The following is an 18492-nucleotide window of genomic DNA, read 5'->3' on the forward strand; positions in this document are numbered from 1 at the left end:
CCGGGTGCTCCGGAAGGCGGCCTCACTGTGGTCCTTCAGTGTGCCGTCGCCAGCTCGACGTCCACTGTGGTCAATAACACACGAACGCCGATAATCGCACTCGTCACGAGAGGTCGAACTGGCCCGCCTTGACGCCGGTCAGGAAGGCCTCCCACTCGCCGGTGTCGAACACGAAGACAGGGCTCTCCGGCAGCTTCGTGTCGCGCACGCCGACGAGGCCCGCGCTGCCGATGTTGACTTCGACACAGTTGCCGCCGTTGGGTTCGCTCGCGAACGACTTCTCCCACTGCGCATCCTCGAAGAGCGCCGCCGCGGTCTGCGGGTCGTAAGCCAGGGGGCGCGGGTGTTCCGCCATGGGTCCTACCTCCGTGCAAGTCCGGCGCGCTTCTGACGTGCGGGAACGCTGGGCGCGCCTGGTTTTTCCGGACCCCGACGGGTCCAGTCGAGTGATCGAAGGATTGACCGCTCGACACCAAGATTATTCCAGGAGTAGGATTATTCCATCGATCGGGGGGTAGCCCTCCAAGATCGTGAAGGCGACCCGCCGACGCTCATCCTTCCGGGGGAGGTTCTCGTGTTCCCAGGAGCAGCAGTCGCGCCCCCGGCGCTGGATCCCTTCGTGGTGGTGGGCCGGGTCAACGGGTACGAGGAGACGGCCTGCGCCGCCACGCCCGCGGACGCCCTCGAACTCATGCTGGACTGGCTCCGCGCCGATGAACGCGCCGCGGCCGTCTGGTACCTGCGCGAGGACTGGCCCGGCACGCTGACGCTGATCGGCCGCCCCGTGCACGGCGTCGTCGGCGAGTCCCGCCGCTGCGCCCACCTGTTCCGCATCCGCCCGGGAGCCGCGTTGCACGGCTCGGTCGTGGCGTGCTGCGGAACCGAACTCTTGCTACCGGAGATCGAATGGCTGCGTCCCGGCGCCGGAATGCCCTGCGAGTGCTGTCTCGTGCTCGGCGCCCGGACGCTGCCGGAACTGGAGGGATATCCGGATGACCGTCAGAATCGGTGATGTCGCCTCGGCCGTCCGCCGCCGCGGGCGCGACGAGGACAACGGCCCCGACGTGGCCGACGACCGCCCCCGCACCCCGGTCGTCGCGCAGCTGCGGCGCCCGCGGCACGCGTGGTGGTACCACCTGGAGTTCGCACTGCAGAAGTCTCGAGCCTGACAACGATGACATCCGGCTCGCGAGCCTGGGCCGGATCGCTCGTGCGGGTGGTCAGCCTTCGCCCATCTTGCGGCGGTAGCCGTCGGCCAGTTCCTTGAGGAACTCGCGCGTCTCCTGGCGTTCCAGCGCCGCTCCGCGCAGCCTGTCCCAGCTGTCCACGAACAGCTGGAAGTCCTTCTGGTCGTCCAGGTACACGCCGCTGGCCGGGTGCTCGATGTACGCGAAGTCCCGCGTGCGGTCGGCGAAGCGCATGATCGTGAAGTCGTTCGGCACCGAGGCGAGCCGGGCCTCGAACGTGAGCACGTGGATGTACACGCGCGGGCGCTTGTCGAGCTCCAGCAGGTGCTCGATCTGGTCCAGCATCACGGCGGGCGCCCGGCCACCGGGCGCGCGGCGCAGCGCGGCCTCGCTGAGGATGAACCGGTAGTACGGCGGCTGGGGCTGGTCGAAGACCGCCTTGCGGTCAAGCCTGTTGCGCACCAGCGACGTGACGTCCGTGGCGCCGAACTCCGTGAACTGCTTGAGCATGTAGTGCTCGGACTGCAGCGGGCCGGGAATGCGCTCGCCGTGCCACGTCATGATCTCGACGGCGGCCGGTTCGAGGTCGGTGAAGGTGCGGAACCAGTGCGGCACCACCGACCGGTAACCGGACCAGTGCCCGCGCTGCCCGGCGGCGGCGCGCGCCAGGTTCATCAGCGCTTCGGACTCTTCGCCGTTGATGCCGAACGCGTCCAGCATCGCCCGGACGTCGCCGAGTTTGACCCCGACGGCGCCGGACTCGATCTTGTTGACCTTGCCCTGCGTGCAGCCCAGCACCTCGGCCACCTGCTGCTGGGTCATCCTGGCCGCGGTACGGGCATGGCGGAGCTCGTTGCCGAGCTGCTTGCGCCGCGACGTGACGGTGCTAGCCATCGCTCACTTTCCCGCGCCTCGACCCTTCGTTCCCACCCAGTGATCCTAGGCCGTTGACCGTCTGTGATCACGCACCGGATTCGTCACGGTGACGACCGACAAGGATGGCAGGAAATACCACTTCGTGCCAGTTACCCACGCGTTCACCTGGGGCAACCGCCGCCCCGCGCTAGGGTTTCGAGTAGACGCAGAGACGGAAGGACGTCCATGAGCAAGAAGGCGAGTATCGGTGTCACCGGGCTGGCGGTCATGGGCCGCAACCTCGCCCGGAACCTGGCCCGGCACGGGCACACCGTCGCCCTGCACAACCGGTCCGAGCAGCGCACCCGCGACCTGGTCGAACAGTTCGGCGACGAGGGCGACTTCATCCCGGCCTACTCCGCGCAGGAGTTCGTCGACGCGCTCGAACGCCCCCGGCAGATCGTGATCATGGTCAAGGCCGGCGCCCCCACGGACGCGGTGATCGAGGAGTTCGCGCCGCTGCTGGAGGAGGGCGACGTCATCGTCGACGCCGGCAACGCGCACTTCGCCGACACGCGCCGCCGTGAAGCCGCGCTGCGGGAGCGGGGGCTGCACTTCGTCGGCACCGGTGTCTCCGGTGGCGAGGAGGGCGCGCTGCACGGGCCGAGCATCATGCCGGGCGGGTCGAAGCAGTCCTACGAGTCCCTCGGGCCGCTCTTCGAGGACATCTCGGCCAAAGTGGACGGTGAGCCGTGCTGCACCCACATCGGGCCGGACGGCGCCGGGCACTTCGTGAAGATGGTGCACAACGGCATCGAGTACGCCGACATGCAGCTGATCGCGGAGTCGTTCGACCTGCTGCGCGGCGCGCTCGGCTACGAGCCGGCGCAGATCGCCGACGTGTTCCGCACGTGGAACACCGGGCGTCTCGACTCGTACCTCATCGAGATCACCGCCGAGGTGCTCGCGCACACCGACGCCGCGACCGGCAAGCCGTTCGTGGACGTGGTGGCCGACCAGGCGGAGCAGAAGGGCACCGGGCGCTGGACGGTGCAGATCGGTCTGGACCTCGGGGTGCCGATCAGCGGGATCGCGGAGGCGGTGTTCGCCCGGTCGCTTTCGGGCAGCGCGGGCCTGCGCGAGGCGAGTCGTGGGCTGCCGGGGCCGTCGCGGACGCCGCTGACGGGTGCGGCGGCGGAGACCTTCGCCGACGACGTCGAGCGGGCGCTGTACGCGTCGAAGATCGTCGCCTACGCGCAGGGCTTCAACCAGATCCAGGCGGGCGGCGCGGAGTACGGCTGGGACATCGACCTCGGTGCGGTGGCCAGGATCTGGCGCGGTGGCTGCATCATCCGGGCGAAGTTCCTCGACGACGTGACGGCCGCGTACGCCGCCGAGCCGGGTCTGCCGACCCTGCTCACGTCCGGTGACTTCCGCAAGGCCGTCGAGGAGGCGCAGGACTCGTGGCGGTCGGTCGTGGGCACCGCGACGCGCCTCGGCATTCCCACGCCGGGCTTCTCCACCGCGCTGGCGTACTACGACGCCCTGCGCGCGGAGCGCCTCCCGGCCGCATTGGTGCAGGGACAGCGCGACTTCTTCGGCGCGCACACCTACCGCCGCGTCGACCGGGAGGGCTCGTTCCACACCGAGTGGGCCACCGACGAGCGGCCCGAGCACTCGGCCTGAGCCGCGGTGACGGGCGTTCCCCCAGGGAGCGCCCGTCACTTGCCGGGGAACATGGTGGCGAGCATCGCCTTGATCTCCTCCTCGACCCCTTCCTTCGTGATGCCCAGGTCGACGAGGATGTCGTACGCCGGGCCCTCGCCCTGGTCGAGCAGGCCGAGCAGGATGTGTTCGGTGCCGACGTAGTTGTGCCCGAGGCGCAGCGCTTCGCGCACGGTGAGCTCGATCGCCTTGCGGCTGCGGGCGTTGAAGGGGATGTGCACAGGCACGGTCCCGGCGGCGGCCGGCAGCACGGCATTGACGCGCTCGCCGAGTTCCGAGGGGCTGGCGCCGAGCTTGTCGATCGCCCTGGCCGCGAGGCCGTCGCGCTCGCCGACGAGCCCGAGCAGGATGTGCAACGGGTCGATCTCGTCGTTGCCGACCCCGCGGGCGGCCCCCTCGGCGGTGACGAGCACCTTGCGCGCCCGCTCGGTGAAGCGGCTGAACGGGCTCTCCCCACTCGCGGCCGTGAACTCCTTGGGCACGAAGCGTTTCTGCGCCGCCTGCTTCGAAACCCCCATGCTGGTCCCGATTTCGGCCCACGAGGCACCGGAACGCCTTGCCTGGTCGACAAAGTGGCCGATGAGGTGGTCGGCGACCTCGCCGACCTGCTCGGCGAGGAGCATGGCGTCGGACAGTTGCTGGAGCGCGTCGGCCCCGGGGTGCTGGCTCTTGACGGAGTCGATCAGATCGTCGAGCCGGACTGGATTCGTCATAGCGTCAACTCTAGGTTGACGATGGGCGTTGCGTCAACCTTGGGTTGACGATCACGGCTGTTCAAACCACCGGCTGCCGAAGAAGCTTCTATGTCAAGTGGTGGTGGTCGGTTTGTAGTGCGTGGTAGATGACGTTGGTGAGGTGGCGTTTGAGGGCGCGGATGGCGGCTTTTTTGGTGGCGTGGGGGTGTTGCTGGGTCCAGCGGTCTCGGAATTGCTGGGCGGGTGGGTGGTGGATGAGCTGGATGAGGGCGATGCGGTGCAGGCAGGTGTTGAGTTGCCGGTTCCCGCCGCGGTTGAGCCGGTATTGGGGTGTGTTGGAGGACCAGACCGGGATGGGTGCGGTGCCGGTGTGCATGGCGAACGCGGCGGGGCTGCGGAAACGGGTGATGTCGGCGACTTCCCCGATCAGTTTGGCCGCGGCGAGGACGTTGATTCCCACGATCGCCATCAGGGTGGGTGCGATCGGGGTGACCAGCTCGCTCAGGCGTCGCTCGAGTATCAGGATCTGCTCGGTCAGCCGGGTGATGTCGGCCAGCAGGTCCAAGGCGATGTCGCGGCGGACACTGGCGGGCAGGGCCGCAACCATCCCGGTGAGGGCGTGCTGGCGGCGGCGCCCGGTCAGTGTCCGCGTCCCCTCGTCCAGCCCGGGTGCCAGGTCATGCAGGTGCCAGCGCAGCCGGCAGATCGCGGCGGTGCGGGCCGCCACCACCGTCTCCCGCCGGTCGATCAGCAACCGCAGGTCCAACGCGACCTGATCCAACCTCGCCGCAGGCAAACGCGGTTCACGCAGCGCGGCCCGGGCGATCGCGAGCGCGTCGATCGGGTCGGACTTGCCCCGGGTGCGGGCACTGGCCCGGCACGCGACCATCAGCTTGGGCGGTACCCACACCACCGCCGACCCCATCCCGATCAGCGTGCGCACCAGACGACCCGCCACCGCACGCCCGTCTTCCACCGCCCACCGCCGCTGCCCGAACCGCCCGGCCCACACCCACAACCGCAACACCCCGGCCTCGTCAGCCGCCACCGTCACCTGACCGAGCTTGCGACCCACCTCGTCCACCGCGACCGCGGTATGGGTGTGCTTGTGCGGATCAATCCCAATGACCACCATGGTTCTCGCGTGTCCTTCCACTCCAGGGCAGGCATGCACCCCGGGCCAGGCTGGACGGACACACCTCAGTCGAGTTGATGGATGGCGTCTCGTCCACGCTTCTATCAAGTCACGCCCAGCCGGCCCGGGACCCCGGCCACGCTGGACAATTCTTCGCCAAGCCAACCACCAACACGCAGGTGACAGCGCCCTTGAGAGTCACCACGCAACCGAGGACCAGACCCTAACCGCCACACGACGGCACCAACACCCCACCACTGAGCGCCCTTGGTGCTCCGAGGTTCCGCGAGATCCCCCGTGCCGCCGCGCGGACGGCCGGGACCAGGGTGCGCGGCTCGACTCCGCGGACCGGGACCACGATCGAAATCGCCGCCACCACGCTGTCCTCCGGGCCGTACACCGGGGCCGCGACGGAGAGGGACACCATCTCCACTTGGCGGTCGCTCACCACGAAACCGTCGCGCCGGACGTCGGCCAGTACGCGGCGCAGCTCGTCCGCCGTGTCGATCGTCTTCGGCGTGTACGTCTTGAGCGGGCCGGCCAGCACCTGTTCCTGCACGTCGACCGGGGCGTGGGCCAGCAGCACCAGACCCACCCCCGTCGCGTGGGCCGCCAGCCTGCCGCCGGCGCGGGACATGATGCTCACCGCGTTGCGGCCGGAAATCCGTTCCACGTAGACAACTTCCGGCGCGTCAAGCACCGCCAGCTGCACGTTCTCGTGCGTCGCCTCGTAGAGGTCCTCCAGGAACGGCATCGCGGCCTCCCGCAGGCCCATGCCGCGCGGCGACAGCGACGCCACCTCCCACAGCCACAGGCCGACCCGGTACCGCCCGTCCTCCTGCCGCTCCAGCGCCCCGCGCCGGGCCAGCTCGCCGACGATCCGGTGCGTCGTCGACAGCGGCAGCCCGGCCCGGCGGCTGAGGTCCGAAAGGCTCAGCGCGGGCCGGTCCGGGCTGAACGCGCCGAGGACGGCCAGCACCCGGTCGACCACCGAAGGCGCCTGTGCCGAGGTGTGCCGCATCGGAAAAGGCTAACCCCAGACCGACGCGGCGGTCTCCACGATCCGCTCCAGCTTCGCCTTCTGCTGGTCCTGCGTCAGGTCGTTGCCCTCCTCCGTCGACGAGAACCCGCACTGCGGCGACAGGCACAGCTGCTCCACGTCGACGTACTGCGACGCGCCTTCGATGCGCCGCCGCAACGAGTCCACGCTCTCCAGCTCCCCGCGTTTGGTCGTGACGAGCCCCAGCACGACGTACTTGCCCTTCGGCACGAACCGCAGCGGCTCGAACCCGCCGGAGCGCTCGTCGTCGAACTCCAGGAAGTACCCGTCCACGTTCAGCTCGTTGAACAGCGCGTCCGCCACGAAGTCGTACCCGCCCTGCGCGACCCACGACGAACGGAAGTTCCCTCGGCACAGGTGGGTGGTGACGGTCAGCCCCTCCGGGCGCCCGGCGAGCGCGGCGTTCATCGTCTTGATGTTGCGCACGTGCTGCTTGTCCGGGTCCCCGCCCATCTTCGCGACGAGCGCGCGCTGCTCGGGGTCGTTGAGGTACGCGAGGCTCGTGTCGTCGAGCTGGAGGTACGTGCAGCCCAGCGCCGCCATGCCGGCGATCTCCTTGGCGTACGCGGCGGCGAGGTCCTCGTAGAACTCTTCGAGGTCCGGGTACACCGACTCGCTCACGGCCGCCCGGCCGCCGCGGTAGTACACCATGCTCGGCGAGGGAATGGTCTGCTTCGGCGTGATCCGTCCATCCACAATGGACTTGAGGAACTCGAAGTGCTGCCCGAAGATCACGCCGTCGAGCCGGACCTTGTCGTGCACCTTCAGCCCGGCGGGGTTGAACTCGATGTCCCCGGCGGCGTTGTGGAACTTGACGTGCAGCTGTTCTTCGCTCTTGCCGATGCCGCCCAGCTGGTAGATGAAGTCCATGTGCCAGGACGCGCGGCGGAACTCGCCGTCGGTGGCGGACTGCAGCCCGGCGGCGCGCTGCAGCTCGACCACCCCGCGGATGGCCTCGTCCTCGACGGCGCGGAGCTGGTCGGCGGTGATGCTTCCTTCGGCGAACTTCGTCCGTGCCTCGTGCAGCTCGGCGGGACGGAGCAGGCTGCCGACGTGATCGGCGCGGAACGGCGGTGTCGTGCGCGGAGTCATGCCCCGATCCTTCGCCCAACCCGGGGCCGGGGCAACCCTCAGCCGACGTGCACGAGCGGGCGCCGCTCCGGATCCCGCTCCGCCCGGCGCAGCACCTCGCGCGTCACCGGCGGCACGTCGCCGTCGCCGGAGAACAGGTAGCGCACGAGGAACTTGAACGGGTTGCCCTCGGTCCAGCCGAAGTACACGTGCGGCCGGATGCCCGTCTCGTCGCGGATCTTCAGCAGGATCGCGGCGATGGCGTTGGCGATCGACGGGCTCTGCACGCGCAGGATCCGGTAGCCGTAGCGCTTCTCGCCGTGGACGTGCAGCGTCGACTCGAACTCCGACGCGTCCGAAATGGTGACTTCGAGGAACACCGGCGGGCAGTCGTGCGGGAGGTGGCTGTTCTCGCGCGCCTCCTGCTCCTTGTCGCGGTACTCTTCCTCGTTCCGCGCGTCCGGTTCGTTCGCGATGATCCGGACGTGTCCGCTGCGGACTGCCTTGTCGAGGATGCGCCGGGCAGCGGCGTCGAACTCGACGTCCACCGCACGAAGTTCCAGCGAACGGGTGGCGCGCGAGACCAGTGAGGTCGCGATGATCGCGAGGATGAAGAACGCGGCGATCTTCACGCCGTCCGGGCGCTCCACGATGTTCGCGACGGTGGTGTAGACGAAGACGACAGTGATCAGCGCGTAGGCCGCGAAGGCCACGCGCCGGCCGCGGCGCCACGCCGACAGGGTCACCGCGAGCGCCGCCGACGAGATCAGCACCAGCACGCCCGTCGCGTAGGCGCCACCCTGCGCGTCCACGCTCGCGTCGAAGATCCAGGTGATCACGAACGCGATCACCGCGATCACGATCACCAACGGCCGGGTGGCGGCCGCCCAGCTGGGCGCCATGCCGTAACGCGGCAGGTACCGCGGGACCAGGTTGAGCAGCCCGGCCATCGCCGACGCACCGGCGAACCACAGGATCGCGATCGTGCTCGCGTCGTAGACGGTGCCGAACGCGTTGCCGAGGTACTCGTGCGCCACGTAGGCCAAGGCACGGCCACTCGCGCTGCCGCCCTCCTCGAACTCCCGCTGCGGGATCAGGACCGTGGTGGCGAAGCTGCTGGTGATCAGGAACGCGCTCATGACCAGCGCGGCGGTGGTGAGCAGGCGGCGCGTGTTGCGGATGCGGCCGCGCAGCGGGTCGTCCCCACCGCCCTGGACCAGCGGCATCACGGACACGCCGGTCTCGAACCCGGACAGGCCCAGCGCGAGCTTCGGGAACACCAGCAGCGACACGCCGACCATCGCCCACACGCTGCCGTGTTGCGTGACCAGCAGGTTCTTCCAGTCGACGACGAGGTGCGGGCTGGTGAAGACGTGGACGAGCGCGTCCACCACCACGACGACGTTCAGCGCGAGGTAGATCCCGACGAGCGTGACGGCGACCCCGATGGCCTCGGCGAACCCCTTGAGGAACACCGCGCCGAGCAGGGCGATCAGCAGGAGCGTGAGCAGCATGTTCTCGCCGTGCAGCCAGCTGGGCACGTACGGGTTCTGCACCGCGTGCTCGGCGGCGTCCGCGGCCGACAGCGTGATGGTGATGACGAAGTCCGTCGCGGCGAACCCGAGCAGCGCCAGCACCAGCAGCTTGCCCTTCCACCGCGCCAGCAGCTTCTCCAGCATCGCGAGCGAGCCCTGCCCGTGCGGGCTCTCCGCGGCCACGCGGCGGTAGATCGGCAGCGCGCCGGCCAGCGTCAGCACGATGAGCACGACCGTCGCGAGCGGCGACAGCAGCCCGGCCGCGACCGCGGCGATGCCCGGCTGGTAGCCGAGCGTGGAGAAGTAGTCCACCCCGGTGAGGCACATGACCTTCCACCACGGGTGGCTCCGCTCGGCGGCCTGTTCCCGCCCGTCGCCGGACAGCTGGCGGCCCCGCTTGTGCTCCCCTTCGAGCAGCCACTCCCTGACCGTCACCCGGACCCCTTCCCCAACCGTGCGTCGGGGCCATGATCCCGGATCGCGGGCAGCGGCGCCGTGAAGGGCATCCGGGGGGCGGACGCCCTTCACGGCCCGTGCTCACGCGGGCGGGGCAAGGACGACGACCGAGTTGTGGCCACCCATGCCGAGCGAGGACTTCACGGTCAGCCCGTCCTCGACCGGCGTCTTCCCGTTGAGCAGCTGCGGGTGCCCGGGAGCCACCGCCGGCGGCGCCGGGATGCACCCGCGGTCGTACCCGAGCGCGGCCACCGCCGTCTCGACCGCCGAGGCCGCGCCCTGGCAGTGCCCGACGAGCGGCTTGACCGAGTAGATCCGGGTCTCCGGCTCGAACAGCTCCTCCAGGATGGTCGCCTCCGCCCGGTCGCACTGCGCCGTGCCGGGGCCGTGCGCGTTGAGGTACCGGACGGCCGCGGCGGGCACCCCGGCGTTGGCCAGCGCGTCGCGGAAGCACCCGCGGATCTCCTGGAGGCTCGGGTCGATCGACGTCACGTGGTGGGCGTCGTGCGACATCGCGCCGCCGAGGGCCAGCGCGTACGGCCGCTCCGCGTTCTTCGACAGGACGAACGAGACGGACGCTTCACCCATGCTGAACCCGCGGCTGCCCTCCTGGAACGGGCGGCACGCGTCGAGCGGTTCGGCGTCGGTGATCGCGACCCCGAGCCGTTCGAAGTGCAGCACGTTCTCCGGTACCAGCGAGAGGTCGGTCGCGACGAACACCACGTCGTCGACGATTCCGCCGTCCAGCCAGGCCTTGGCGGTGAGCAGTCCGGCGTTGCCGGAGGCGCACATCGCCGAGACGTTCATCGCGGGCCCGTGGAAGCCGTACTCCTGCATGAAGGTCGACATCGGGGTGGACGGCATCAACGCGAGGTAGTCCCTCGATTTGAGGGTCTGGCGCTGGAGGTAGAACTCGCGCCAGAGGTCCACCTCGCCGAGGACCACGGCGTGCAGGAGGCCGACCCGGCGTCCCGGGTGCCAGCCGCGCTGCTCGGCGTCGGCGATGGCTTCCCTGGCGGCGGCCCGCATGGCCCTGGCGAACCGGCTGGTCCCGTCGGCCGGGTTCCCGCCGTCCGGCACCTTCGCCACCAAGGCCGTTTCGTTCTCACCGGCCCCGTAACCGCCGTGCAGGCCGGCCGCCGCCTTCCCGGAGATCAGCCCCTCCCACAGCACCTCACGACCCCAGCCGTAGCCGGTGACCGCTCCGATTCCGCAGATTCCCGTTGCTCGCGCGCTCATCGCACTCGCCCCTTCTCGTGATTGGCTCTACGATCCGTTCGGAAGAAACGGACCCAAAGGGGCCAACGACCGCCGACTCCGGTCACTTGCACGTGGCAAGCTGGCAGCGGCAGGAAGGTGCTTTTGCCCCACTGACCTCCGCCGAACGGAGTAACGACGGCGGTGGGGTGAATCGGCGGATCGGACGATCATGGACGCAAACGCCAACAGCGCGGAGGGTCGCAGCGGCGTGTCACTGGAGAACGAGGTCATCGACCTGGCGCTGTCCGCGGGCCGCGGCATCGTCTGGTCGCTGGACTTCGCCTCCGACCGGCTGTCGTGGGGGCCGGGTTTGGACACCCTGCTCGGCGTGTCCGGCGGGGACGACGCCGAGATCCGGGCGCGGCTGGCGGAGCTGATCAAACCACTCGTGCTCGCCTCCCGCACCACGGAGCTGTGGAAGGACCTCGACCTGGAGCAGCCCTACGAGACGCCGGACGGTGACCTGCGCTGGCTGCGGTTCACGGCCCGCCGGAACGAGGAGCACCTGCTGGGGATCGCCCACAACGTCACCGACCGGCACGAGGACAGGCGTGAGCTGGCCGACCTCGCCGACCGCTACCGGCTGCTGGTCGAGCTGAGCCCCGACATGATCGCCGTGCACCAGGACGGCGCGCTCGTCTACGCCAACCCGGCGGCCGTGCGGTTCGCCGGCGGGGAGTCGCCCGCGGCGTTGCTGGGGCGGCCCATCACGGACTTCGTGGACACGCGGTCGAAGACGGAGATGCTCGGCAGGCTCAAGCGCCTGTCCGAACCGGGCGCCACCACCGAACCCGCCGAGGCGGTGTTCGTGCGACCCGACGGCACCAGCTGCCCGATGGAGGTCGTGTCCGTCCGCACGACGTGGGCGGGCCGCCCCGCCTACCAGGTGATCATGCGCGACGTCAGCGCGCAGAAGGCCGCGGAGGCGGCGCTGCGCTACCAGGCGGCGCTCGTCCAGCACGTCAGCGACGCGATCATCGCCACCGACGCGAAGGGCCGCGTGACCAGCTGGAACCCGGCCGCGGAGACCATCTACGGCCTGCCGTCGGGTGGGGCACTGGGGCGACGGGTGAGCGAGCTGGTCGGCGCGCAGCTGGACCCGGGGGCGGTGATCCGGGCGGGCGGGGTGAGCCAGCAGACGCACCGGGCGGCCGACGGCGCGGCGCTCACGGTCCGCGTCTCGGCGGCCGAGATGGACGACGGCTACGTGCTGGTGTGCGCGGACGAGACCGCCCGCCGCCGCGCGGAGCGGCAGTACAGCACCGTGGTGGCCTCGCTCGACGAGGGCGTGCTGGTGATCAGCCCCGGTGGCACCGTGCTGTCGGCGAACCCGGCGGCGGAGCGGATCCTGGGCGTGCCGGAGTCGGCGATGCTCGGCTCGTCGCCGCACGAGTGGCCGATCTACGACGAGTCCGGCAAGCGCATGTCGCCGAGTGAGTACCCGTCGGCGCAGGTCCGCCGGACGGGGATCGCGCAGCAGGGCCGCGTGATGCGCGTGCTGCGCCGCGACGGCCACAACGTGTGGCTGTCGGCGTCCTGCCGCGCGATGAACCCGGAGGACACCGACTACAGCGCGTACGTGCTGTCGTTCACCGACATCACCGAGCGCCGCGCGATCGGCGAGCGCCTGGAGCACGACGCGACGCACGACCCGCTGACGGGGCTCGCGAACCGGACGCTGGTGCTGGACGAGCTGAGCGCGCGGCTGCACGGGCCGCGCCGGGCGTCCACCGCGGTGCTGTTCATCGACCTCGACAAGTTCAAGGTCATCAACGACTCGCTCGGGCACTCGGTGGGCGACCGCGTGCTGCGGATCGCCGGCGAGCGGCTGCGCCGCACGGTGCGCCGCGACGACGTCGTGGGCAGGCTCGGCGGCGACGAGTTCGTGGTGATCGCGTCGGGCGTGCACGGTGATCCCGAGGTGCGCGCGCTGACCGAGCACCTGCGGGACTCGCTCAGCAGGCCCATCTCCGTCGACGGCCGGAAGTTGCATGTGGACGCCAGCATCGGCATCGTGCTCGCGGCGGGCGGCGACCCGCGAGCGGCGGACGAGCTGCTGCGTGACGCCGATGTCGCGATGTACCAGGCGAAGACGCTCGGCCGCGGCCGGTACGAGTTCTTCGACGTCGAGCTGCGGCGCCGGATGCAGCGGCGGCTGCGGCTGGAGCAGGACCTGCGCGACGCGGTGCGGCTCGGCAAGCTGTGGGCGGCCTACCAGCCGGTGGTCGACCTGCGCAGCGGCAAGATGGTCGCGGTCGAGGGGCTGCTGCGCTGGACGCATCCGGTGCACGGCGCCGTGCCGCCCGCCGAGTTCATTCCGCTGGCCGAGGAGAGCGACCTGATCCGCCAGCTGGGCTCGCACGTGCTGCGGATGACCACGCACGAGCTCGCCGCCCGCCGCAGGAGCGGGCTCGACGTCGAGCTCAAGATCAACCTGTCCACGCGGCAGCTCGACGACCCCGGGCTGGTGCCCGAGGTGGAGGAGGCGCTGCGCACCACGGGCCTGCCCGCGAAGGCGCTGTGCCTGGAGATCACCGAAAGCGCGCTGATGCGGGACTCCGCGCTGGCCGGGGAGACACTGGCGGCGCTGCGCGAGATCGGGGTGCGGCTGGCGATCGACGACTTCGGCACCGGCTACTCGTCGCTCGCACAGCTGCAACGGCTCACTTTGGACACATTGAAGATCGACCGCTCCTTCGTCATGCGCCTCGGCGAATCCGCCGACGCGGAGGCGATCGTGCGGAGCATCATCGCGATGGCCCACGCCGTGAAACTGACCGTGGTGGCCGAGGGCGTGGAGCACCAGGGGCAGCTGGACCTGTTGCGGGAGCTGGACTGCGACCAGGCTCAGGGTTACTACCTCGGCAAGCCGATGCCCGCTCGGGAGCTCTGGGGCTGAGCACTGCGTGACCGGAACGCCCCCTGCGCGCTCCGGTCACGCAGAACTGCGCAGAAATATACCGGCGCGCACGTATGTACTGTCCACTCGGGAGGGTCAGGACCGCCCGATCGCGTCAGCCACCGCCTGTTCGACCTCACCGCGGGTGACCGTCCACAAAGTCCCCGTCGTCCGGCCGCTCGACACGAAGCTCATCAGCAGCACCCCGCGGATGGCCGCGAGCGCGGTGAGCAGCACCGCCGTACCCCGCGGCCTGCTGAGGAAATCGGGCACGACCTCGTTGACGATCTCGCCGATTCCCGTGGTGAGGAGCCGGTTGAAGCGCGTGACGTGCCGGCGCAGCTCGGGATCGGTGCGGCTGCCCAGCCACAGCTCCAGCACCGCGAGGAACGGCTTGCTGTCGTGCATCGCCCACAGCCGGTCCACCAGTGCCATCACGGTTTCCGCCTCGGTGGGCCGGTGCGGCGGCTCGGCGCGGAACTCCGTCAGGACGCGGCCGGTGGCGTGCTCCAGCCCGGCGACCACGAGCTCCGCCTTGGTGGCGAAGTAGTGCGCCTGGGCGCCCCGTGTCACACCGGCGCGCGCGGCGATCTGCGCGGCGGTGACGTTGGAATAGCCGTACTCGACGAGGCACTCGACGGTCGCCTCCAGCAGCGCGGTGCGGGTGGCCGCCCGCCGCTCCGCCTGGGTGCGCCGCTTAACGCCAGCCATCAGGCCACTTTATCGGTAGCGCGCAAATCGGGCCTGTCCACTGTGCCGGAAAGATCGACAACTCGGCCCCTTCGCTTCCCGCCGTTCCGGCGAGTCGAGAAAGCGCTTTCCGAAGACAGTCCACTGGAGACTCAGCGTGCACACCACCCCCGGAGTCAGCGCGCAGGTGGTCACCTCGTACTGCGGTTCGCCCGCGGCCGAGCGCGCCTGCCCGAACAGCCGGTGCACGATGCCCAGCTCGATCGGCTCTGGGTGCACCCGCGGGAGTGACTCGGCCGAACGGCTCAACCCGCTCCTGCGGAAAGCGCTCCCTTGATCGATTCACCTCAGGCGCGGGGTTTCCCGTTCCCGGCCCGGGCCGATCCGTCCTAGCGTCCGGGGGGACCACGTTTCACACAAGGAGAAATTGCGATGTCCCCAACGATGATCATCGTCATCGTGGTCGTCGTGGTCGTGGTGCTGGGCCTGGTCGCGTTCCTGGTGCAGTCGCAGAAGCGGCGGCACCTGCGCGAGCGGTTCGGGCCGGAGTACGACCGCGCGGTGGAGGACAGTTCGAGCCGGCGTGAGGCCGAGCGCGAGCTGGCGAACCGCGAGCGGCGGCACCAGAAGCTCGACATCCGCCCGCTGTCCGACGAAGCGCGCGAGCAGTACCGGGCGCGGTGGTCGAGGATCCAGGAGCAGTTCGTCGACCAGCCCGGCGAGGCGATCGCCGAGGCCGACCGGCTGCTGACGCAGGTGATGGCCGACCGCGGCTATCCGGCCGACGGCGACCCCGCGCAGCAGGAGAGCGACCTGTCCGTGGAGCACGCCCGCACGCTCGAGCACTACCGCACCGCTCGGCAGACCCTGCACGGGCACGAGGAGAGCACCGCGGACACCGAGGAGCTGCGGCAGGCGCTGGTCAACTACCGCACCGTGTTCGACGACCTGCTCGGCAAGCCGGAGCACGCCCACCGTTCGGAAGGGGAGCGCCGATGACCACGGAAGAACGCCTGAGCACGGAAGACCTCGTAGCGCCGAAGCAGACCGACGAGCAGCCGGCCGAGGAACAGCCTTCCCGGGCGGAGGAGTCTTCGCGGGCCGTGGAAGACCGGGTGCAGCTGTTCGGCCAGGACGAGGTGGAGCAGTTCCGCGGCCGGTGGCAGTCGCTGCAGACCGCGTTCGTCGACGACCCGCGTTCGACGGTGCAGGAGGCCGACCAGCTGGTGGCCGAGGTGATGCAGGCACTGGCCGCCACGTTCGCCGAGCACAAGCGCGAGCTGGAAACCCAGTGGCAGCAAGGAGAAGAGGTGGCGACGGAGGACCTGCGGCTGGCGCTGCAACGCTACCGCACGTTCTTCAACGAACTCCTCCGCGACTGAGTGAATTGTCCACAGTGGACCCCCGGCTACTCGGCCGGGGGTCCGCTTTTTTCGGGCACACTCGTGAGGTGAACGTTCGAGACCACGGTGCCGTCGGTGACGGCTACGCCGATGACACCGCCGCTCTGCAGGCGGCGATCGACGCCTGCGCCGCGGCGGGCGGCGGGCGCGTCGTCGTGCCCGGCCCGCGCACGTACCGCCTCGGCACGATCTACTTGCGCAGCAACGTCGAGCTGCACCTGGAGGAGACCGCGGTCCTCCAGGCGAGCCTCGACCGCGCGCACTACGCCGAAGCGGCGCTGATCGCCGCCGACGGTGCCCGGAACGTGACGGTCAGCGGCGGTGGCCGGATCGACGGGCGCTCGCACGACTTCATGACGGCGTGGAACGACCCGTCCGGCCTCGGCCCGTGGATCTACACCCCCGCGTCGTGGCGGCCGAAGATCTTTGAACTGCGTGCCTGCACCGGCGTCACCGTCCGGGACATCACCTTCGGCGACGCGCCGCACTGGGGCCTGCACCTGTGGGGTTGCGAGCACGTGCTGGTCGATCACCTGACCGTCGCGAACGACCTGCAGGTGCCCAACTGCGACGGCGTCGACATCGACCGCTCACGGGACGTCGAGGTGCGCGGCTGCGTCCTGCGGACTGGCGACGACTCGGTGGTGGTGAAGGCGTCGGCGAACCCGGCCGGCCGTGACTTCGGCGTCACCCGCGGGGTCCACGTGCACGACTGCGAGCTGACCACGCAGGACTCGGCGCTCAAGATCGGCACCGAGACCACGGCTGACGTGCTCGACGTGCTGTTCGAGCGCTGTGTGGTGCGCAGCAGCAACCGCGCGTGCAGCATCATGCTCCGCGACGCGGGCGACGTCCGGAACGTGGTGTTCCGGGACATCCTGTTTGAAAGCCGCCTGTTCAGCGATCCGTGGTGGGGGCACGGGGAGGCGGTGTCGGTGACGGCGTTCCCACGCGCGGACGGCGGCGCGATCGGCGTGGTGAGCGGAATCCGGTTGGAACGGCTGACGGGCACGAGCGAGAACAGCCTGCGCGTCGACGGGAGCGCGCAGAGCAGGCCGCGCGACATCACGCTGCGGGACGTGCACCTGACGCTCACGAAGTGGACGACCTTCCCGGGCGGCGTCTACGACAACCGCCCGACGACTGTGCGGCCCGCCCTGCAACCACACGACACGCCGGGCTTCCACCTCTCCGCGGCGGACGACGTGCTGGTGCGCGACTGCAGTGTGGCGTGGGGCCCGAACCCACCGGACTACTACTCGAACGCCCTGGTGGCGGAGGACGTGACCGGCCTGCGACTCGAAGGTTTCCGCGGGCAGGCCGCCCATCCCGGCGGGGTGGCGGTGCGCACCTGACAGGACTGGATGAGCAGGTGCGCGAGAAGCTCGCCGACCTGGGGCTTGGCTAGAGCGAGTCTTCCGTCCAGCCCGCGTGGGCGAGGATCTCGAAGATCAACGGGCGTTTCGCCTCGGCGTAGTAGTTGACGTCGCGCCACTCGCGCTGCGCCAGCTCGCGTTTGAGCGCCGCGTAGCGGTCGCGGTCCTCGTCGCTTGCGCGCAGCCGGTCCCGGAACGCGAGGTATCTGCGCACCTCGACGTCGTCCGGCGGGTAGCAGTGCAGGTTCACCGGCTCGTCGGGTTCGCCGGCACGGAGGCAGCGGTGCCCGGGCTCGCGGACCCGCACGTCGTAACCCACCGCTTCGAGGTCCGGCAGGTAGGCGGGTTCGTCATCCGGATCGTCGATCCCCAGGACGATGTCGATGATCGGCTTCGCGGCCAGCCCGGGCACGGAGGTGGAGCCGATGTGCTCGACGAGCCGGGCGCGCTCACCCAACACGGCACGAAGCTCCGCCGCGCGACGCTCGTACCGCCCCGGCCACGCCGGGTCGTAGTCGGCGATGGTGACCTTCCCGGGCCGCAACCCGTGCACCAGCTTGACGGAGAGCTGGTCGTCGTCGAGTGGCATGCCTCGACTCTGGCGCGCGGACGGCTGGTACGCAAAGGCATTTCAGGGCCACGGCAGCACGGTGAGCTCCGGCCACTGCGCTCGCCACCGCCGGGTCTTGGTCTCATACACACTGCGCGGGCTCCAGGCGGACGCCGAGGCAGCAGGTGGTGGCGGCGAACGAGTCGATCGCCGCCTCCGAGGAGGGGTACGGCGGGCACGGCACGCCGAAGTGGTCCTCGTACCACAGGTGGACCCGGGCTTCGTTGCGGATCTCCACCGGCAGGTCACCGAACAGCGTGCGACCCCTGCGAATGACCTCGTCCTCGGCGGCCCACCCCAGGTCGGAGCCGTCGTAGTAGAAGACGTCGTAGTCCCTGATGCCCTGCGCCGACGCCCGGCCGGTGACCACGTTCCAGACCGTCTGGAACAGGCACCCCGCTGTCAAGTACCAGCCCGGCAGGCCGAGCGCGGCCGCACGGTTCAGCACCTCGACCAAGGTCTCGTTGCGACCGAGAACCTCCCGGAACGCGGCGAGCTGCTGCTCCACCGGAAGCCGCGCCACCACACGCTCATC

General features: G+C 70.1%; 18 protein-coding genes. 7 read left to right on the forward strand and 11 right to left on the reverse strand.

Annotation, left to right across the window (positions count from 1 at the left end; genetic code table 11):
* Nucleotides 1–103 precede the first annotated feature (103 nt).
* Entirely contained in the window at nucleotides 104–355 is a 252-nt protein-coding gene (locus FHX82_RS11385; RefSeq protein WP_145937047.1) for a DUF397 domain-containing protein, read from the reverse strand.
* Nucleotides 356–574: 219 nt separating this feature from the next.
* On the opposite strand from FHX82_RS11385, the gene FHX82_RS11390 reads away from it, so the two are divergent.
* Both FHX82_RS11390 and FHX82_RS11395 read left to right on the forward strand, forming a co-directional pair.
* Nucleotides 575–1012 (forward strand): hypothetical protein, encoded by a 438-nt coding sequence (locus FHX82_RS11390; protein WP_229881275.1) that lies wholly within the window; start codon nucleotides 575–577, stop codon nucleotides 1010–1012.
* Entirely contained in the window at nucleotides 993–1169 is a 177-nt protein-coding gene (locus tag FHX82_RS11395; RefSeq protein WP_183176555.1) for a hypothetical protein, read from the forward strand. Before FHX82_RS11390 ends, FHX82_RS11395 begins: the two co-directional genes overlap by 20 nt.
* Nucleotides 1170–1220: 51 nt before the next feature.
* Here the strand turns inward: FHX82_RS11395 and FHX82_RS11400 are convergent, their stop codons facing one another.
* Nucleotides 1221–2081 carry a helix-turn-helix domain-containing protein gene (locus FHX82_RS11400; protein ID WP_145937046.1) on the reverse strand — a complete coding sequence of 287 codons (861 nt, stop codon included), beginning with the start codon at nucleotides 2079–2081 and terminating at the stop codon, nucleotides 1221–1223.
* A gap of 207 nt (nucleotides 2082–2288) precedes the next feature.
* Here FHX82_RS11400 and gnd point away from each other — a divergent pair, with 207 nt between their 5' ends.
* Entirely contained in the window at nucleotides 2289–3728 is a 1440-nt protein-coding gene (gene gnd, locus FHX82_RS11405) for an NADP-dependent phosphogluconate dehydrogenase (protein ID WP_145937045.1), read from the forward strand.
* A 35-nt stretch (nucleotides 3729–3763) separates the two neighbouring features.
* On the opposite strand, the gene FHX82_RS11410 is transcribed toward gnd, so the two are convergent.
* The 6 genes from FHX82_RS11410 to FHX82_RS11435 all read right to left on the reverse strand — a co-directional run bounded on the left by FHX82_RS11410 (nucleotide 3764) and on the right by FHX82_RS11435 (nucleotide 10958).
* The gene (locus tag FHX82_RS11410) at nucleotides 3764–4480 is read right to left on the reverse strand and encodes a Clp protease N-terminal domain-containing protein (RefSeq protein WP_145937044.1); all 717 of its coding nucleotides are present in this window, start codon (nucleotides 4478–4480) and stop codon (nucleotides 3764–3766) included.
* A gap of 88 nt (nucleotides 4481–4568) precedes the next feature.
* Entirely contained in the window at nucleotides 4569–5597 is a 1029-nt protein-coding gene (locus FHX82_RS11415) for an IS110 family RNA-guided transposase (protein WP_145939377.1), read from the reverse strand.
* A 223-nt stretch (nucleotides 5598–5820) separates the two neighbouring features.
* Nucleotides 5821–6618, reverse strand: coding sequence for an IclR family transcriptional regulator (locus tag FHX82_RS11420; RefSeq protein WP_145935965.1), 798 nt, complete (start codon nucleotides 6616–6618; stop codon nucleotides 5821–5823).
* A 9-nt stretch (nucleotides 6619–6627) separates the two neighbouring features.
* Nucleotides 6628–7749 (reverse strand): 5-methyltetrahydropteroyltriglutamate--homocysteine S-methyltransferase, encoded by a 1122-nt coding sequence (locus tag FHX82_RS11425; RefSeq protein ID WP_145935964.1) that lies wholly within the window; start codon nucleotides 7747–7749, stop codon nucleotides 6628–6630.
* A gap of 38 nt (nucleotides 7750–7787) precedes the next feature.
* Complete coding sequence (locus FHX82_RS11430) at nucleotides 7788–9698, reverse strand: APC family permease (RefSeq protein ID WP_145935963.1); 1911 nt, start codon at nucleotides 9696–9698, stop codon at nucleotides 7788–7790.
* A 102-nt stretch (nucleotides 9699–9800) separates the two neighbouring features.
* Nucleotides 9801–10958 (reverse strand): beta-ketoacyl synthase N-terminal-like domain-containing protein, encoded by a 1158-nt coding sequence (locus FHX82_RS11435; RefSeq protein ID WP_145935962.1) that lies wholly within the window; start codon nucleotides 10956–10958, stop codon nucleotides 9801–9803.
* 190 nt (nucleotides 10959–11148) lie between these two features.
* Here FHX82_RS11435 and FHX82_RS11440 point away from each other — a divergent pair, with 190 nt between their 5' ends.
* Nucleotides 11149–13878 (forward strand): sensor domain-containing protein, encoded by a 2730-nt coding sequence (locus tag FHX82_RS11440; RefSeq protein WP_145935961.1) that lies wholly within the window; start codon nucleotides 11149–11151, stop codon nucleotides 13876–13878.
* A 96-nt stretch (nucleotides 13879–13974) separates the two neighbouring features.
* Here the strand turns inward: FHX82_RS11440 and FHX82_RS11445 are convergent, their stop codons facing one another.
* Nucleotides 13975–14589 carry a TetR/AcrR family transcriptional regulator gene (locus FHX82_RS11445; RefSeq protein ID WP_145935960.1) on the reverse strand — a complete coding sequence of 205 codons (615 nt, stop codon included), beginning with the start codon at nucleotides 14587–14589 and terminating at the stop codon, nucleotides 13975–13977.
* 411 nt (nucleotides 14590–15000) lie between these two features.
* Here FHX82_RS11445 and FHX82_RS11450 point away from each other — a divergent pair, with 411 nt between their 5' ends.
* The 3 genes from FHX82_RS11450 (at nucleotide 15001) to FHX82_RS11460 (ending at nucleotide 17326) form a co-directional block, all read left to right on the forward strand.
* Entirely contained in the window at nucleotides 15001–15567 is a 567-nt protein-coding gene (locus FHX82_RS11450) for a hypothetical protein (RefSeq protein ID WP_145935959.1), read from the forward strand.
* On the forward strand, nucleotides 15564–15950 hold the full coding sequence (locus tag FHX82_RS11455; RefSeq protein WP_145935958.1) for a hypothetical protein: 387 nt from the start codon (nucleotides 15564–15566) through the stop codon (nucleotides 15948–15950). Before FHX82_RS11450 ends, FHX82_RS11455 begins: the two co-directional genes overlap by 4 nt.
* Before the next feature lie 68 nt (nucleotides 15951–16018).
* Nucleotides 16019–17326, forward strand: coding sequence for a glycoside hydrolase family 28 protein (locus tag FHX82_RS11460; RefSeq protein WP_183176556.1), 1308 nt, complete (start codon nucleotides 16019–16021; stop codon nucleotides 17324–17326).
* Nucleotides 17327–17375: 49 nt separating this feature from the next.
* Here FHX82_RS11460 and FHX82_RS11465 read toward each other — a convergent pair whose 3' ends face one another.
* Both FHX82_RS11465 and FHX82_RS36905 read right to left on the reverse strand, forming a co-directional pair.
* Nucleotides 17376–17936 (reverse strand): GrpB family protein, encoded by a 561-nt coding sequence (locus FHX82_RS11465; protein ID WP_145935956.1) that lies wholly within the window; start codon nucleotides 17934–17936, stop codon nucleotides 17376–17378.
* Between the two features lie 103 nt (nucleotides 17937–18039).
* Nucleotides 18040–18480 (reverse strand): nucleotidyltransferase family protein, encoded by a 441-nt coding sequence (locus FHX82_RS36905; RefSeq protein WP_229880730.1) that lies wholly within the window; start codon nucleotides 18478–18480, stop codon nucleotides 18040–18042.
* Nucleotides 18481–18492 lie beyond the last annotated feature (12 nt).

This window comes from Amycolatopsis bartoniae (genome assembly GCF_014191255.1).
GTDB classification, from domain to species: Bacteria; Actinomycetota; Actinomycetes; order Mycobacteriales; family Pseudonocardiaceae; genus Amycolatopsis_E; species Amycolatopsis_E bartoniae.

What these genes read in the sequence shown, in the direction of transcription:
- FHX82_RS11415 (WP_145939377.1), bottom strand. Translation starts at nt 5,597, where the DNA reads ATGGTGGTCATTGGGATTGATCCGCACAAGCACACCCATACCGCGGTC.
- FHX82_RS11410 (WP_145937044.1), bottom strand. Translation starts at nt 4,480, where the DNA reads ATGACGAATCCAGTCCGGCTCGACGATCTGATCGACTCCGTCAAGAGC.
- FHX82_RS11400 (WP_145937046.1), bottom strand. Translation starts at nt 2,081, where the DNA reads ATGGCTAGCACCGTCACGTCGCGGCGCAAGCAGCTCGGCAACGAGCTC.
- FHX82_RS11455 (WP_145935958.1), top strand. Translation starts at nt 15,564, where the DNA reads ATGACCACGGAAGAACGCCTGAGCACGGAAGACCTCGTAGCGCCGAAG.
- FHX82_RS11465 (WP_145935956.1), bottom strand. Translation starts at nt 17,936, where the DNA reads ATGCCACTCGACGACGACCAGCTCTCCGTCAAGCTGGTGCACGGGTTG.
- FHX82_RS11440 (WP_145935961.1), top strand. Translation starts at nt 11,149, where the DNA reads ATGGACGCAAACGCCAACAGCGCGGAGGGTCGCAGCGGCGTGTCACTG.
- FHX82_RS11450 (WP_145935959.1), top strand. Translation starts at nt 15,001, where the DNA reads ATGTCCCCAACGATGATCATCGTCATCGTGGTCGTCGTGGTCGTGGTG.
- FHX82_RS11425 (WP_145935964.1), bottom strand. Translation starts at nt 7,749, where the DNA reads ATGACTCCGCGCACGACACCGCCGTTCCGCGCCGATCACGTCGGCAGC.
- FHX82_RS11395 (WP_183176555.1), top strand. Translation starts at nt 993, where the DNA reads ATGACCGTCAGAATCGGTGATGTCGCCTCGGCCGTCCGCCGCCGCGGG.
- FHX82_RS11435 (WP_145935962.1), bottom strand. Translation starts at nt 10,958, where the DNA reads ATGAGCGCGCGAGCAACGGGAATCTGCGGAATCGGAGCGGTCACCGGC.
- FHX82_RS11385 (WP_145937047.1), bottom strand. Translation starts at nt 355, where the DNA reads ATGGCGGAACACCCGCGCCCCCTGGCTTACGACCCGCAGACCGCGGCG.
- gnd (WP_145937045.1), top strand. Translation starts at nt 2,289, where the DNA reads ATGAGCAAGAAGGCGAGTATCGGTGTCACCGGGCTGGCGGTCATGGGC.
- FHX82_RS11420 (WP_145935965.1), bottom strand. Translation starts at nt 6,618, where the DNA reads ATGCGGCACACCTCGGCACAGGCGCCTTCGGTGGTCGACCGGGTGCTG.
- FHX82_RS11445 (WP_145935960.1), bottom strand. Translation starts at nt 14,589, where the DNA reads ATGGCTGGCGTTAAGCGGCGCACCCAGGCGGAGCGGCGGGCGGCCACC.